Consider the following 17466-nt stretch of genomic DNA (forward strand, 5'->3'; position numbering starts at 1 on the left):
ATAGGATATTTCAGCAGGATGTTGAAAACGAAATAAGGTGAGCCCATGAGCTCTCGAAATTATATCATTGATGATGTTGTTGTTTTTATTCCCAAAGACAAAGTGTTGAGATCGTTAGCGACACAGAAATCGCTCTCTATTCATTCTCCCGCAGCAAAGTGTCTTTTACTTCTTATCGAAAGAAGAGAACTGGTTTCACAAGCCGATCTTTACAAAGCAGCATGGGGAGATGATGCGTTAAAGAAGGTCTCAAGCGCCACCTATTACCAGTGCTTTGTGAACCTGAGGAAAGCCTTAAAGTATATCGGTTATGATGGGGAGTTAATTAAAACTATCCATAAAGAAGGCGTAATAATAAACGAAGACATAGCCATTACCGAATATACGCCATCAGCCTGTATTGAAATGGAAGAGAAGGGACGAGGGTGGAAGTTATCTAAGAAACAATCAATCCTGTCTTTCATGGTAATGTCTATTATAGCAATATATTCATTATACGCTCTGCAAAGTCACGATGGCAGTGAACTTTTTGGCGATGAACGCTATATCAAAATCTCTGGTTTACCTGACTGCGTCTATGTCTATAAAGGGAGTCCGGAGGGGGTGTCAACGCGTCGTGTTGTTGAAATTTTAGAAACAAGAGCCTCATCATGCAAAAACAAACACAAGATATTTGTTTATCTGGGATCGATCAGAACCACCATCTTTGATTGCCCGCCGACGATGCATTGTATGTCATACACTGACTCACGGGTGAATAAATGAGAATAAAAATGACGCTGGCCCTTATGCTGATATCCACTTCGGCTGGCGCTGCCGATATGCACTGTACGGCTTTGCATGTGATAGAAAACACGGCAGGAAAGGTCTATGCCACCTATAAGATCAACATTAAAGATAACAAGGGGGTGTTCAACATAGATGCAAGATTTGAAGGAGATGATGATAAGAAAATGATTAGCAGGCAAATTTTCTTAACGGCTGAAAGAATTAGCGATACAGGTTATGTGTTCACCGCGAAAAAAATAAAAACCAACCCTTCAGAGTCAATCAACGAAGTGAGCTCGCTCATTAATTTCTATCCCGATTTTTTTTGGCAGCAGGATAAATCAACCGCATTTTCGATAAAAAGGCATCAAAATTCACATATCATGAGTTGGTCTGCAGAACCGATGTTCTTTTGCTTTTGATGAGTACATTGTAGCGTTACGCCTCGTCTGATATTCCGGTAAGGTATTTCGGCAGGGGCGTAATCCGAAAGAACTGACACTCAATTTTAAGCAGTACTACACCACATTCCATCGTTTTATCATCCCGCTCTTTACAGAGTACCGCAGTAAAGCATTCTCCATATTTAGCTCATATAAATCAGATAAATTCAATTTAATCAGTAGGTTATGAGCCTATAAATAGACATCTAATTTTCGGCAGTATATTCTAATTAAAAAAAATAGATAAAATCCGTAACCAAACTAAGCAGATTTTGGTTCTGTTTTGCTGAATAATATAGAAGTGAAAGTTAAAATAACTAAGATACGTCTCAATCTTGTTTCTACACAGAGAGAAGAGAGCATCTTACATGTAGCGTGTGCTTTTTAAATAGACCAACCAATTTTGATAAATAAACGTTGGGATTAATGTCGACTATTTTATATGAGGTGAAAAATGATGGGGTTTAAAAGTAAGTATTCGATGAGAATGACGATACTCGCTAGTGTGATTGCGGTTTCTGGCGGTGGCGTGGCAAGTAGTGCTGGCGCGAGTGATGGTACTATCACCTTCGATGGAAAGATTCAGGATGTCACCTGTGTAATTTCAGGCGGAACAACTCCCGGCTCATTAGATGGAAAAGCAGATTTTACCATAACTTTGCCTAACGTCAGCACGTCAGCATTGAAGAAATCAGGTCAAAGAGCCGGAGACACACGGTTTTATATACAGCTTTCGGGCGCTGACTGTCAAGATGGTAAAGTAGCTGACGTTGTCTTTGAAAAAGCGCAATCCACCATTGATGCGACGACAGGTAAACTCATTAATCAAATAAAAAAAGCTAGTGGGGGTAGTGAAAATGTTCAGATTGCCATATTGAATAATGATAAAACCGACATCAATTTGAACAACAGCGGATCGCATCAGTCAGTAACTATTGCTAGTAATAAAGCCTTGTTCGAATATTGGGCGCAATATTATGCCACAGGTATAGTAACTGCAGGTTTAGTACAGTCGCAAGCCTTATATTCAATAACTTATAATTAATAAATTAAGCTATTTCTTACCTGTCCTAAAGGTAAGAGATAGCTTTTAAAACATGCCCACATGGAAGGGCCGATGGGTAAGAGGGAAGTTGCAATGTTTACGTCAAGGTTAATCGCCATGGGTATCGGGCTGTTGCTCAACAGTACAAATCTGTACGCAACGCTACAGATCAACACTACCCGCATTATCATCGCGGGAAACAAAAAAGATGCCAGCGTACGTATTAATAACATCGGGTCAGCGCCTTCTTTGACAAAAGTTTGGCTTAGCGATGCCGAAACAAAAGGATTAGAGGGAGGCAACGATCGGCTGCCTTTCTTTATCAGCCCACCTGCATCACTGATCGATGCCGGCGAGGCAAAGGTCTTTCGTTTCCTCAAGTTAGATGACGCTGAAAGCACACTATTGCAGGACAGAGAAACCGTCTTGTGGTTTAACGTCATGGATATTCCGCCCCAGAAAGAAAGTGACCAGGATAAAAATGGCATTGAAATGGTTTTCAGAACTATCATCAAATTTTTCTATCGTCCTGCTGGTTTGAAGGGGACACCCATTCAGGCTGCCGAAAACCTCAGTTTTACCTACGCATCATCAGGTAATAAAACACAGGTTAAGGTGACGAATGATCATCCCTATCATGTGTCGGTAAATAAAGTCTCTTTTGATAATGGCGCAGTAAAAAAAGAGGGTGAGGCAAGCATGATCGCGCCTTTCAGCACCAAAACATTCACTTTTGATGGCATTAATCCGGGGGTGCGTAACACGATAGAATATCGCTACATCACCGACCTCGGAGCGACGATAACAATAAATAAACCATTGAAATAAAGTGTTATGAACACAAAAACGCTCGCGATGAAGTTTTCTTTAGCATTGCTTGGACTGATTATTATCTCTCCAAAGCAAACTTTTGCCACGGACGAGAAACAGGGGGAAGTTATAGAAAAAAAGTCCGAACGCTTTACGTTTAATACTGACTTTATGAAACAGTATGATAGTAATGTCGATTTGGATTATTTAACAAAGGAAAAAATAACCCCAGGGATCAACTACGTCGACCTGACGGTTAATGACAGAAAGCTGGGTGGCGAAAAAATAACATTCGACACTGTCGATGGCCAATTGACTCCCTGCATAACCCGAGAATTGCTGGTTGCGTTTAAGATAGACAGTCAATATTACTCTGTTGAAAACATCTTAGACGGTTGTAGAAAGCTGGAATCGTTAATCCCTGGCTCGGTGGTGGTGTTCGAGAAGAGTGAAAGCGCACTGAATATCACCATCCCACAAATCTACCTCAATCGCGCTTCCGATGATTATATCAATCCCGCCCTGTGGGACGACGGTGTCAATGCATTAAAAATGTCTGGCAATGCGAATGTCGCCAGTTATATGGAAAAAGGGAAGAATGCCGTCAACAGTTTATACGTGGGAGCCAGTACAAGCTTCAATCTGGGTTCCTGGCGTTTTAATACAAATGACAATCTCTATTTTACTAATGGGAAATCCAGTTATAACCGTACGCTGGTACATGGTGATGCCTATGCTGAGACCGCGGTCAGAAGCCTGCAGTCGAGATTTTTAGTCGGTGATATCTCGACGTCCGGCGAATTTTTCGAGAGCTTAAGTATCAGGGGCGCTTCTCTTAGCACCTGGGACCCCATGCTGCCCATGTCGATGAGAAACTACCTGCCGTCAGTGCGGGGTATTGCGGACACCAATGCGACGGTCACGTTAGTCCAGAATAATAATGTGATCTATGAAACCAATGTGCCACCTGGCGAGTTTGAGCTTCGGGAATTTTACCCTGCAAGTTATGGCGGGGATATCGTGGTCAACATCAAGGAGTCGGATGGTCGCGTCCAAAGCTTCACCGTACCCTATGCCAATGTCCCTCAGCTTCTCCGCCAGGGGTATCTGCGTTATTCCTCTACTGTCGGGCAGATACAGCTCTCCGGCGTGTCTGCCTCACCAATGCTGTTTGAGGGCATGCTCCAGTATGGAATAGCCAGTAATACCACGCTCTACAGTGGTGTACAGCAAACAGATTTCGCATACAAAGCGCTTAAAACCGGCGTGGCATTCAACACGCCTGTGGGCGCAATCAGCAGCGATATTACCTGGTCATATACCGATTTCAAAGATGGTAAGAAAGAGCATTGCAGCTGGACTTGCAACGCAGCCATACAATTAAATTACTCCAAATACGTCAATCAAAGTGATACGGCGATCAATCTGTCATTCCGACGGGCGATGAAAGATGATTATTATACATTGTCGGACGCGTTATATGAAAAGGAGTTCGAACGTGTAGAACGATCGCGTGACAGAGTCGACGTGACCCTTTCGCAACAGTTACCTGATTACTGGGGAAGCCTGTATTTAAGTGGGTACATGGGACGAACATGGCATAAAGACGACAGTAATTATAATAAAAGCTACCAGGTTTCATATCGTAATGCCTATCGCAATTTCAACTATTCAATTTCCCTGACGCAATATCATGACAGCAAAGGTTATGATGACCGGCAGATTTACGTCAATTTCTCAGTGCCATTACACCGCTCTGCAACAGACACCGTGAATCTGGTTGCATCAGGGGGGTACAATTCAAACAGCGCCTCCCTGAGAACCGCGGTAACGGGAACCACCGGCGAGGAAAGAGAAAATAACTTTAACGCCTATGTAAACACCCGTGAAAAAGTCATCCAGAACAGCGGGGTGAGTTTCTCCCGAAATACCGATCTGGCTGCAACGACGGCGAGTATAAGTAAAACATCTCATGCGGTTTCTGCCGCAATCGGCTTATCCAGCGGGGTGATCATTCATTCAGGGGGGGTGAATTACTCTCAGGGGATGGGTGACAGTATTGCCATCGTGAATTCTCAAGGTGCTGAAGGTGCAAGGATTTACCCAGATAACCTGGCCAGAATACAAAGCAATGGCTACGGCATTGTCCGTAATCTCATACCCTATCAATATAACGAGTTATACCTCGATCCCGAAGGCAGTTCCTTTGAGCTGGAGACAGAAGACGTCCATAAAAAAATCATTCCTACCCGCGGTGCCATTCTGTTACTTGATATCGAGTCGACAAACGAGCCAATGAAGTTATATCGCATCAGCCACAGCAGTGGACTGAATATACCTTTTGGTACTGCGGTTAAGGACAATGAAGGTCAGGTTGTAGGCCTGGTGGGACAGGGCGGACGCGTCATGTTACCTCAAAATAATCAAACGTCCCGTTACTCAATCGCATGGCAGAAAGACAAATCCGTCCATCACTGCAGTTTAACCATTTCGCCAGTCCCGGAATCAGTAAAGACGCCAGAAGGATTATCACACCAGGATGTGCATTGTTTGTCAGAGGGAAATGAAAATGAAGGCTAAATCGACGATATTACTGTTTTCATCCTGTCTTGCGCTCGTAATTCAGTTTGTTCTTGCAACACCCGCGCATGCCGCAAAGTGCACTATCACTTCAGGAGGAGTGATAAATCTTAACATCGGTGAATCAATCACCTTGAATCCCTCTAAATCAACATCGCCGACGGAAACGGTGCTTTACTCACGCCATTTTCCTGTTTCAGCCATTTCATACACCTGTGAAAACGGCGCGACGGTTAACTGGCAATCAGCATACTCAAGGTCTTATGCCAAAAGTGTTTATTCAAACATTTATATTACAGAAGTGGCTGGTATCGGCATAAGAATGAAGTGGCCAGCATCCTTTTCAGACGCTTATTATGTTCCCGGTAAGTCATTGAACTGCATAGAAGTCTGCACCATTCCAGCGGACAACGTATTGGTTGAATTGGTGCATATTGGTTCTGTTGCAGAAGGGGAACACATTATTTCTGCAGGAGAAATTGCCAAAGCCTATATCCCCACCGACAGCGGCGAAGTGGCGCTGATGCATGTCAACTTGGGTTCAAATATTGTCATTAAACCGAAGAGCTGTGCGGTCGTCCCCTCATCTACCTTTATTAATCTGGGCACCTATGATTCTGCCTATTTTTCGAAATCTACTAAGCAAGGCGAAGAAGTGAAATGGAACTTTCATGTTAGTTGTCCAACGGCATCATCAATCGGATTAACCTTCAATTCTGATAATTATTTGTTTGGTGCTGAAACCGGTGAAATTGGCGTTATCAGCGGTGAGGGGTACGCTAAAAATGTTTCAGTCAAGGTGAAAATAAATAGAATTGGTTCAGTGTATTCATATGTCAATATGGGGTCTAAATACTCATTCAAATCTGTTATTGAAAAGAACATTAATATGTCTGCGCACTTATACGTCAAAGATTCAGAAAGAGCCAACATCACGCCAGGTAAAGTCTCGGGCACGTTACTTTACACCATTAGCATTGATTAAATCCCAACACTTAAATTTTAAATGGCTTAAATACCATGTTTACTAAAAAAATAACCTTAATAATTTTATGCGCGATGACCCTGTTCCTTTTCCAGTGTCATTCCTATGCGGCATCCCTCGCCGAACGTGATATCGATCAATTTTTACGTGAACAGAACGTCACTGAAAGCCAGGATGCAATTGAAGACGAGAAGAAAATTCAGTCCGCGCAAGAGGAGAACCGCCAACAGACAGCAAACGATCGGGTGGCAGATAAAAATGCTGGCCCAAAATATCTTATTTCAAAAATAGAAGTCACCAATGATGATCTCTTCGCCACGTCGAAAGAAAGAAATCAGATTATCTCATCATATCAAGGTACGAAGATGGGAAGGGCGGATATTATAAAGCTAATCCGCGAATTAACCAATTTCTATATCGGAAAGGGGTATTCAACGTCTCTGGTCAGCCTGGAGAGAACCAATCTCAACAGTGGCATTCTCAAACTCACCGTGCTCTGGGGCAAGATCGAAAGCATCACCATAAACGGTAAAAGTGATTATGGCTGGAGGGACCGCCTACAGCTCTTTGCCGCGGTCCCTGTTGCCCAGGACGGCAAACTCAACATACAAGAGCTGGATCAAGGGCTGGAAAATATGTTGAAGGTATCGCCAAAAACCGCCATTAAAGTCAATGCAACTGAGAAGCCCGGCTATTCCGTTGTCGATTATAGCGATTTGGACGTTCGCTATTTTTCATTTGGCGCCGGGTTAAATAATTCCGGTACAGAGCCTCAAGGCGATCACCAATACTATCTGACGGCAACAGGCAGAAATATTCTTGGCGTAAATGACTCCTTATCCGGCAGGTACTCCTGGTACAACATGAAGGATGATAAAGAGCATCAGTATACGGCTTATGGTTCACTCAACCTGCCGTATCGCTACTGGAATCTCGATTTAAGCTATCTGTATTCGAATTATGAAAACTATGTCGGGGGTACCTATGGTCGTTACCATGGTGAGGGCACCTCACGCCGCTTATCAGCCAAAGTGAGTCGGCTGATTGGGCGCGATGCCAGCGGTAAATTTAGCGCCTGGGCGAAAGTTGAGAAGCGCTACAGCACTAACTTCATTGAAAATTACAAAATAGCGGTCAGTTCAAAAAACTACAGCAACGTTTCTACCGGCATTAACTATGTCGGAAACGTGCTTGACGGTTGGTTCTATGGCGATTTGTCGGTGGTGGCCGGCACCCCGTGGTTTAACGCGAGCTGGACAGACGATCCGGACCTTAAAGGCTATGACATCGATTTTGTGAAATACGTCGGCTATATGACATGGAAGAAAAATATTGCCAGCATCAAACGTATCGGCTTGCAGTATGAAGGCACGACAACATTCCAGTACACCAATGATACCGTGGTCAGCAGCGAGCAGATAACGGTAGGGGATGAATATTCGGTCAGGGGCTTTAAAAATGACTACATCCGCGCGGCATCAGGTGCTGTGCTATCCAATAACATTAATTTCCCTGTTGCTATTAATGCCTACTCTTTTAATACCCTGACGCCTTTTGTTGGTTACGATATTTCTGTGGCGAAAGATAATTGTGACACCAGGTGTAATACTCAAACCCTTTCAGGTGCAGCTGTCGGTATCAAAGTTTCAAACAACCATTTCTCTGCAGCATTAACATCCGCATGGCCAGTCAGTATACCTGACGATTTGAAGAGAAATAAAATCGACAGAAACGTTGTTTATTACAATATGAACGTTAATTTTTAATACATATGGAGCGTGTACATCATGAAAAGCAATGCCAAAAAAAAGTCCTACAGAACGGCCAGAAAATTCAAATTAAGCCCGGTATTTATCAGCTTAATGGGGCTTCTCCCTTTATCTCAGAGTTACGCGGGTAACATTGTCGTTGATCCAACGCAAATTAATGGTCCCGGTATTAATGCAACCGCCAACGGTATACCCTTGATCGACATCGCTGATCCTAACAACAAGGGGATTTCACATAACAAATTCACTGAGTTCAATGCCAGTAACCCCGGTGTGGTGTTCAATAACAGCATGACCGATGGGGTGAGTCAGATTGGAGGCTATGCGCTTAAGAACAGTAACCTGAGTAAAGAGTCCTCTGCCATTATTACCGAAGTCACCGGCTCGAAATCGTCCCATCTCCAGGGCACGTTGGAGGTTTTAGGCAGCAAAGCGGATTTAATCATCGCTAATGAAAATGGCATTGTGGTGAATGGCATATCGACCATCAACAGCCAATCTCTCACCTTGTCGACGGGTAAAGCACAGCAGCAAGATGATGGCCATTACCTCCTTTCTGTTGATAAGGGCAACGTGCTGATTGATTCGGCTGGCGTCTCAACCGAGGGGCTGGACTACTTCGATATTGTCAGCCGAAGCGCCACCCTGCAGGGCAGTATATCCGGCCCGGCGGCAATAAAGGTGTTGACCGGTAATAACGACTATGACCCGTCGAGCCGTGAGCATGCTGTTCGCGCAGCGAAGGGCGAAAACACGCCAGCTATCGCCATCTCGGGTTCAAGCGTGGGCTCCATGTACGGCAGCAGGATACAGCTGATCAGTACCGAGAGCGGTGCGGGGGTGAAACATGACGGCAGTATCATCAGTGCCAGCGATATTGAAATCTCAGCCTCGGGCGATATTTCTCTGGCCGCACTGAAATCTGAGCGAGATATTACCGTGACAGGTGAAAATATCTCCACCACGTCTTCGGGCAGCATTGGCGGTTTCAATGCAGAAAGAGACATCTTTATATCCGCACTGAATAAGCTCAATGTCGGTGCGGATATGGTGTCAAATAGCGGGATAATCAGAATCGTCGCTGATTCACTTTTGCAAAAGGCAGCGAAAATTCAGTCTAAAGGCCTGCGTACCGATATCACTTCCATTGATATTAATCTGAACGGCGATTACACGCTCACTGGCCAAATCCAGGTACTGGACAGCAATAATAACATTATCAGCAATGCGGTTATTACCCTGCAGGATGGCAGTTATGTCGTCACGGTAAAGGGTAATAAGGTCGCTTATTCTACGATTGTCTCCGATGTCGCCCTGAACGCCAAAAACGGCAACGTCAACATCAATGCCAAAGGCGTAAGCAATCAGGGGGGAAGCCTGAGTGCAGACGTCGGGAAGCTGACCTTCAACGTACAGGATGTCATTTCCAGTAACGGCATTATCCAGTCAACCGGCAATCTGGTGCTGGTCTCCAACTCGCTGTTAAACAACGGACTGGCGTACAGTTCGGCTGCGGTCAGTATCAATGTCAACGATTTGACTAACGCGGGCGCGATTAAGGGTAAAAAGCGGGTGTCACTGACCAGCGCTAACTCAGTGAACAATTCTGGTTTGATCGCGAGTGATACTGCTATTGATATCACCGCTACAGACAGTATTAACCAGGGCAAGATTCACGCCGCCGACACCATCAATTTCAACCTTAAAAAATCACTTTCCAACAAGGGGGCCGGTGAAATCATCAGCGACAATGACATTGTGGTGAATACCCTCGATAACACGGTCGTTGCGGTGAAAAATGAGGGCGCCGCCCAGATACAGGCAAACAACCTCACTCTCAATGGCAGCAGTACGCTGGATAATACCGACCAGGCGCAGATTTTGATCGCCGACCGCTTAAGCATGAGTCGCCTGCAGGCGCTATCGAACGGTGGGCTGATTCAGGCCGCATATATCACCTTAACCGGCAATGAGAAACTGAGTAATGACGGGCAGTTAATCGCGACCGATACGCTCTTGATCGTGTCAAAGTCCGTCATGAACAGCAGTACGTTGCAGGCTGAGAACACGCTCACCCTCACAACGGGCACTCTGGATAATAGCGGAACGGTGCAATCAAAGGGTGGCATGACGGTTAGTGCTGCCAGCCTGACAAACAAGGAGGGTGCTACTATTGCTGCAAGCAACGATCTCAACCTCAACCTTAGCTCAGCGCTGGAAAATGATGCTTCCAACATCATGGCAGGCGGCACGCTGAATATTATCGGGAATGCCAACGAGAAAACGTTAAATATCAGCAATTCTAATGGCGCTGAAATCAGTGCCGCTGCGTTGATTATTGAAAACGTTGCAAACCTGATCAACAGCTCAAGCGTTATCGGCAGTACCGCTAATCTGATAATCAAAAATGTTGAGTCGATCAAAAACAGTCTCGATGAAGCCAAGATTCAGGGCAGGGACGTTGTCATTTCAGATGTGAGCAACATCACTAATGCAGGATTGATTTTTGCAAATGACAAGCTGGCGTTAAATAACATTAAAAGCCTGGATAACACGTCAAAAATTTCCGCAGAAGATACCATATCTACTGACTCCATTAATACGATTAATAACTCCGGAACGGTTTCCAGTGGCAGCAGCGTAACGATTTCGAACAGCGGTGAGTTAATCAACAGCGGTGAAATTACCTCTGGAAATGTTAAGATTGATAACATCAATACCCTCGATAATACATATTCTATCGCCGCTGAGTCGGATCTTGAATTTAAACAGGTCAACAAATTAACCAACAGTGGCTTACTCTATTCCGCTAAAAATATCACTCTTCAGGACCTCATTGATTTAATCAATTCAAGTGACAGCAAATCGGGTAGTGAAGCACAAATAATTGCCGATGCAGGCATGGTGATAAAAAACATCACTAACCTGATCAATGCCGGTGACACAGCCGTTATTAATAGCTTTGGCCTGCTTAACATTGTTGATGTGGCAAATATTGCTAACAGCAAACGCGCGATCATCAGTGGTGATATGGGACTGGTATTAGATAAAATTGGCACCCTCCTCAATAGCGCTGCTGCCAGCGTGATCAGCCAGAATGGTACAGTCACCGTCAGTGCGAAAAGCATAGAGAACACCGGAAGTTATTATGAGGATGTTTACAATGATGAAGGCAAGCTGGTAGACCAGATAGATGAGACGTCTATTTTCTATGCTATGGATGACTTAACGGTAACTGCCGACAAAATTATTAACAGTGATGAAGCGTATCTGTTCAGTGAAAATGGCAGTATTGATGTAACCACCGGTCGGTTAATTAACGATAATGCGGTGATTTCAGCCGCCAATGCCCTTAATGTTCACGTGGACAAAGGCACGGTGACGAACTCAGCGGGGACCATGACTGCTGATAAGATCGCGATTACCGCAGATTTGTTAGAGAACAAAGATGATGGTTCACTCTATGCCAAAACCCTCAATCATTTTATTGTTAACAGATTGGACCATAGTGATGGGCGAATTTCTTCGTCGAAAGACATCATTATAGATATTAAAGATGACTTCGCTTTCGGCAACAGAAGCATCCTCGCAAATGACAATATCACTATAAACTCTGCGGGAAATATCACCAATGATAAAAATGAAGAGAATTATGCCAGCTTCATTCTTCATGCTAAAAAAGACTTTATCAATTACAGTGGCGGTTCGTTAGTAACCGCAAAGAATCTGATTATCACAGCAAAAAACTTTATTAATGAGAGCAACACGCTGCTTTGGTCTCTTGGCGATCTCGCAGTTAATGTCGGCGCTGGCGATTTTACAAATCACTCCGAAGGCAATATTTACAGCAATAAATCGATGTCATTGATAGCCCTGAACCTGTTCAATTATGCTGGTCACATTCAATCTGGTGGCGATTTGTTAATTGATGCTAACGAGTTGATAAATAGAAGCTCCTATAATGAGGTTAAGTGGTCGTTAGGGCAAAGTAATGAACTTTCTGGTATGCATCAATACAAAACCTCAAAGATTTATGTCAACGAAGACTATGTCTTTATGACGTTACCCACCTGGCAATCAGATATCTACATCGACCAGAAAGCGGCAATCAAGTCCGGGAGAGATTTGAAAATAAACAGTCGCGGGGTTTTCAGTAATCCAAAAGTGACCAATACCGGCGGTTTACTTGCAGCCTCGCAGGATGTTTTTATTAACGGCGATCTTTATAATGAACCAGAATATGCGTCCATGTCGCTATTTGAATATATGAACACGCCGTTCAACGTTATATTACAACATGACTATTACAAAGCGATTTCGACTAAACACCAGAAAGTGCAATTCTCTACATTGTACGCCATGCTGGACTATGTTTTCGGAGAAGGTAAATCACCTTCAACGCTGGATGTTTCAAAGGGTTTTCACTCCAGCCTTATCAATGTCTCTAAATCAAGCAACCCGTTTGAAGAAGTCATGACCCGCCTGTTTGGCGAAACCTGGAGGAATAAATCCTGGGATGAGATGCAAACCTTGTGGTCTTCTGCCATCTCTTCACAGGACCAACTGATCAAACAGCAGATGGTGTATTTCTTACCGATGGATCAGGGCGCGATTACAGCGGGCAGGAACTTCACCCATACCGGCGGTTCATTCAATAATGGCATAAGTGACGATATCGTCAAAACCAATACCGTTGTAGATGTTGAGGTGGGTGATAAAACAGTTCAAGCACTTGAATCCAATGCTCAAATCCTCGTGAATCAGAAGGTGTTGGCTGAGATTTTCATGGGTATCAGTACCTTACCGACGGTTGGCGAGCTTAACCGTATTCCGGGCATGTTTACGCATTCGACCGCGTTTAAAAAATATATTTCCACGGGCAGTGTCACCGGGACAGTGGATGCCACCACTGCCGTGGGAGACCACACCCTGACGATCATCCCTTTGTATGAGACAACCCTGACGATGATTGATAAGAGTTCGCTTTACGGCTCTGATTACTTCTTCAAACAGATTAACTATACCTCCGATAAGCCGGTAACCGTGGTCGGTGATAGTTACTATCTCACCGAATTGATCAATCGCCAGATTGAAACGACATTGGGTTCATTCTTCAGTTACCGCAACAGCCTTGCCGGGACTGAACTGGTTAAACATCTGATGGATAATGCTGCACTGGTTGCCGACGCTATGGGATTAGAAGTTGGTGTGGCGTTGACTGAAGATCAGCGTAAGAATATTGATGAAGATATTATTTGGTATGTCGAGCAGCAGGTTGACGACTATATGGTACTGGTACCGACCATCTATTTATCTAAAACCACGCAGAAGCAGCTCAACGAAGGCGTTCCAAGTTCCGTGGTGCATGCAAACCAGGACATCAATATCGATGCCAGCTCAATAACCAGCGTTAACGGGCTTATTTCCGCAGGAAAGGATGCAAATCTATCCTCTGAAGGCGATATTTCCATTGCCTCTAGTGATGTGGCAGGCGGCATTGCAGCGGGTGGTAACCTGGCTATTACCTCTGAGGAAGGGGACATCAACGTTAGCGGTTCCTACCTGCGCAGTGGTGAGGATATGAGTATCACGGCTGAAAAGGGCGATACGACCTTTACCGCCAGTATTGGCACCAAATATGATGGGAATAAAAAGCTTCACACTATTGATGACAGTATTCAGGCAGGCGGTAATCTGAAAGTCACCGGCGAAAACGTCATTTTCAACGCGACCGATGCGGTCGCCGGTGGCGATGCGGAAATCACCGCGACGACGGGCGACGTTGAGTTCAATGCACTTAGCGAGATTGTCTCTGAACGCAGCATCGATTACAGCAATGACGGTTTGTTCTCCGATACCTCCGTCGATAAGCAGAGTATTACCGCCACGGCCGTCACCAGCAGCGTTACGTCCGGGGGGAATCTGAAGGTGAAATCAGCCAATGATATCAATATCGAGGGGGCGTCGTTCTCCGCCGAGAATGGCAGTTTTGTTGCAGGAAATGATGTCAATATCTCCACTGCGCAAGATGTTACTTGGGAAAAAGAAACCACCACTAAAAATGAGTTCGTGTTTGGTGCAAGCGCTTCAGGCGGCGGATCTTCCGCTGATATGGAGGCTTCAAGCGTGGATGGTTTAGAAACGGGTACGTCCAATGGATATGATAGCGTGAACCAGTATGGTGGCGAGACCACCGGTCGTGGCAAAAGTAATGGCGCAGCAGGAGTGACACCGACCGCCGGTTTCAAAGCGGGTATGCAAAGCACCACCACAACCACAGAAAAGTCTTCGGTGAAAAACGCCAATGCGCAATTCGATTTTTCAAATTCCGGTACGTTTTCTGCCGAAGAAACTGTCGATATCGGCGGCGGTGATTTCGCCATGGAGGAAATGAATGTTGAGGCAAATAATATTGCGTCAACCAAATATCTGGATGAATCCAAGACTACCACTGAAACAAAACAGACTTTCACCGGCATTAACGCTGAAGGGCATAGTGTCGTTGCGGATGTTACCAACAAATATGCTGCATTAGCTCAAGAGGGGAACGATGTCAATATCGGTGAAACGACGGCTTCTGCCGTTGGTGACGCGACAAACCTGATATTTAATGACCTGGCGGGAGGATCGGTCAGTTTTGGCTATCAGACTACGACCTCTGGAGAAAAAACCTATAACGCGCAGGAAAACATTAACAACATTAATGTGGGCAGTTTGAATCTTAAATCTAATAATAACACCGTGCTGAGTGGTGTGGATATTAATGCAGAAAATGTCACCGTTGAGGCGGGAGGCGATTTTACCATGGAATCTGCGAAAACCTATTCGCAGTCCGATACCTATTCCAGCACCAAAAGCGGCGGTCTCAGTGTCGGTGCTTCAGCGGGGGCGACCGGCGCAGGTGTCGGTGCCAGTCTTGATTATGCTCAATATGACGAGAAGTCCTCAGCATCATCTACTACACACACGAATTCCCAGATGAATGCCGGCAACGTCAACATTACCACCGGCGGGAATATGACCCTTGAAGGGGCGAATATCATTGCCGATAAGGCTGATCTCAATGTTGGTGGCGATCTTAACATTACCAGTGCCCAGGATACGGTTAACACCACGGCATCAAGCAGCCAGGCAAGTGCCTCTGTCGGCGCGGCACTTTCAACCTCGGGAATTATTCCAACCGGAAATGCGGGATATGGCCAGGGAAGTGAATATCACGATTCAGCCCTTGTTGGTGAGCAAAGTGGCATCACCAGCACGGGAGAGTTGAAAATCAAAGTAGGCAAGGACCTCAACCTGACCGGTGGCCATATTCTCTCTGACTCAGCAGGCAGCAGTTTGAACGTTGAAGGCGACATTAATGCCACCACGCTGGTCGATTCGATTGAGCAGGACGGATTATATGCCGGCGGGAGTGGTGGACTCGATAAAAAGGGCAATGTGATGGGCAGTGGATATGTCACAACGGTGGATGAAATTCATTATAAGGAAGATCAAAAAGCGACGATCTCCGTAGGCAATATTAACGCTGGCGGTAACGTTAACGGAGAGGTGAATCAAGACAGCAGTAATATGAGCGAAGTGACTAAAGACAGTTACACGGCAGGGAGCGATATTTCGTTTACCATTGGTGGAAACGCAAAAGTTAAGGGCAAAACTAAGTCCAAGACTGAGAACGGCAATAATACCGCGTCTGCAACGCCGGATACTGGCAGTCAGTCTGGTAGCAACTCCTCATCTTCACATCCTGTACACGACTCGCCGTCAAATGTCCCAGATACCGGACATGCCTCGGCGAAGGATCCTTCTACGGGCCATTCGACAGAGAAATCGCCAGGTAACAGCACGGATAAATCTACAACGAAGCCTGACCAGGTACATGAGACGCCAATAAAGGTACCGGATGTTGGCCATTCCTCAGCGAAGGATCCTTCAACAGGAAACTCAACTGAAAAAACGCCATCAAATACCGATACGGCCCATGAATCTCCGACAACTGTCCCGGATACTGGCCTTTCATCCGCAACGGATCCCTCATTGGGCGATGCGATCGAACAGTCAAAACCTAAGCGTAAAGTCTGGGCATTGAGTCCGCAGGGCAACCTGAAGGGCGGCAGCAATGTCGGTACCATTAAAAATGGCCCAAAACTGGATTCCATCATGGAGAAATGGAAAAAAGAGTATGAAAAACGCAATGAAGATTAAGGTGATGGAGTAGATAACTCCCTCGCTAGCGTCCCGTCGCGCCCGATATTGCTAATCGGGCGCGGCACGATTTTTGCGACGTTGACTACGACAACAACGGGCCAGAAATCCACCCTAAACCTGACATCAGCAAGTGACTTAATTACGATACGGTCACGCGTTGTCAATCAGAACGCATTACGCTAAGCTGGCAAAATGACGAAACAAATAAATGAACTTCCCCCGCGGGGGCCGTCGGATCACAGTGTCCGCGATCAGGTTGTCGAAGCTGCCACCGAGCATTTTGGACATTACGGCTATGAGAAAACCACCGTGTCGGAACTGGCGAAAGCCATTGGTTTTTCTAAGTCTTACATCTACAAATTTTTCGATTCCAAGCAGGCCATCGGCGAGGTGATTTGCAGCAACCGACTGGCGATGATTATGGTGATCGTCAATGCCGCCATTGCCGATGCACCGTCTGCTTCTGAAAAAATACGGCGTTTATTCAGTAGCATAACCGAAGCAGGCAGCGATCTATTCTTTCACGACCGCAAGCTTTATGACATTGCTGCCGTCGCGTCGCGTGATAGCTGGCCTTCCGCAGAAGCGTATAAAGGTCGGGTACGCCAGCTGATCGAACAGATCATTGTCGAAGGGCGTCAGGCCGGGGAGTTTGAAGGTAAAACGCCGCTGGATGAGGCAACCCAGGCAATATATCTGGTCATGCTGCCTTACATCAGTCCAGTACAACTGCAATTCAATTTGGAAACCGCGCCGGCTGCGGCAACACTCCTGTCTTCGTTGATACTGAGAAGTCTGTCACCCGACTGGTGACTATTGACAATATTGGTCACTAGTCTGAGAATACGGTTACTCTCC

At 45.4% G+C, this 17466-nt stretch carries 9 protein-coding genes; all 9 read left to right on the top strand.

Going from position 1 to position 17466, the window contains the following annotated elements; all coding sequences use genetic code 11:
* The first annotated feature begins 45 nt into the window (after nt 1-45).
* Entirely contained in the window at nt 46-765 is a 720-nt protein-coding gene (locus EBC_RS24700) for a winged helix-turn-helix domain-containing protein (RefSeq protein WP_013202190.1), read from the top strand.
* 8 nt (nt 766-773) lie between these two features.
* Nucleotides 774-1190 carry a hypothetical protein gene (locus EBC_RS12675; protein WP_013202191.1) on the top strand — a complete coding sequence of 139 codons (417 nt, stop codon included), beginning with the start codon at nt 774-776 and terminating at the stop codon, nt 1188-1190.
* A 502-nt stretch (nt 1191-1692) separates the two neighbouring features.
* On the top strand, nt 1693-2256 hold the full coding sequence (locus tag EBC_RS12680) for a fimbrial protein (RefSeq protein WP_013202192.1): 564 nt from the start codon (nt 1693-1695) through the stop codon (nt 2254-2256).
* A gap of 72 nt (nt 2257-2328) precedes the next feature.
* Nucleotides 2329-3084, top strand: a complete 756-nt coding sequence (locus EBC_RS12685; protein WP_049789605.1) for a fimbrial biogenesis chaperone — start codon at nt 2329-2331, stop codon at nt 3082-3084.
* A gap of 6 nt (nt 3085-3090) precedes the next feature.
* Entirely contained in the window at nt 3091-5646 is a 2556-nt protein-coding gene (locus tag EBC_RS12690; protein ID WP_013202194.1) for a fimbria/pilus outer membrane usher protein, read from the top strand.
* On the top strand, nt 5636-6631 hold the full coding sequence (locus EBC_RS25770) for a fimbrial protein (protein ID WP_013202195.1): 996 nt from the start codon (nt 5636-5638) through the stop codon (nt 6629-6631). Before EBC_RS12690 ends, EBC_RS25770 begins: the two co-directional genes overlap by 11 nt.
* Before the next feature lie 35 nt (nt 6632-6666).
* Entirely contained in the window at nt 6667-8397 is a 1731-nt protein-coding gene (locus tag EBC_RS12700; protein WP_013202196.1) for a ShlB/FhaC/HecB family hemolysin secretion/activation protein, read from the top strand.
* A 21-nt stretch (nt 8398-8418) separates the two neighbouring features.
* Nucleotides 8419-16605, top strand: coding sequence for a two-partner secretion domain-containing protein (locus EBC_RS12705; RefSeq protein WP_013202197.1), 8187 nt, complete (start codon nt 8419-8421; stop codon nt 16603-16605).
* 195 nt (nt 16606-16800) lie between these two features.
* Nucleotides 16801-17421 carry a TetR/AcrR family transcriptional regulator gene (locus tag EBC_RS12710; protein WP_013202198.1) on the top strand — a complete coding sequence of 207 codons (621 nt, stop codon included), beginning with the start codon at nt 16801-16803 and terminating at the stop codon, nt 17419-17421.
* Nucleotides 17422-17466: the final 45 nt, after the last annotated feature.

Source organism: Erwinia billingiae Eb661, from assembly GCF_000196615.1.
Lineage (GTDB): Bacteria > Pseudomonadota > Gammaproteobacteria > Enterobacterales > Enterobacteriaceae > Erwinia > Erwinia billingiae.

Bases quoted from the DNA above. Each gene is read 5' to 3' on its own strand.
- EBC_RS24700 (WP_013202190.1), top strand. From the start codon at position 46: ATGAGCTCTCGAAATTATATCATTGATGATGTTGTTGTTTTTATTCCC.
- EBC_RS12675 (WP_013202191.1), top strand. From the start codon at position 774: ATGACGCTGGCCCTTATGCTGATATCCACTTCGGCTGGCGCTGCCGAT.
- EBC_RS12680 (WP_013202192.1), top strand. From the start codon at position 1,693: ATGAGAATGACGATACTCGCTAGTGTGATTGCGGTTTCTGGCGGTGGC.
- EBC_RS12685 (WP_049789605.1), top strand. From the start codon at position 2,329: ATGGGTAAGAGGGAAGTTGCAATGTTTACGTCAAGGTTAATCGCCATG.
- EBC_RS12690 (WP_013202194.1), top strand. From the start codon at position 3,091: ATGAACACAAAAACGCTCGCGATGAAGTTTTCTTTAGCATTGCTTGGA.
- EBC_RS25770 (WP_013202195.1), top strand. From the start codon at position 5,636: ATGAAGGCTAAATCGACGATATTACTGTTTTCATCCTGTCTTGCGCTC.
- EBC_RS12700 (WP_013202196.1), top strand. From the start codon at position 6,667: ATGTTTACTAAAAAAATAACCTTAATAATTTTATGCGCGATGACCCTG.
- EBC_RS12705 (WP_013202197.1), top strand. From the start codon at position 8,419: ATGAAAAGCAATGCCAAAAAAAAGTCCTACAGAACGGCCAGAAAATTC.
- EBC_RS12710 (WP_013202198.1), top strand. From the start codon at position 16,801: ATGACGAAACAAATAAATGAACTTCCCCCGCGGGGGCCGTCGGATCAC.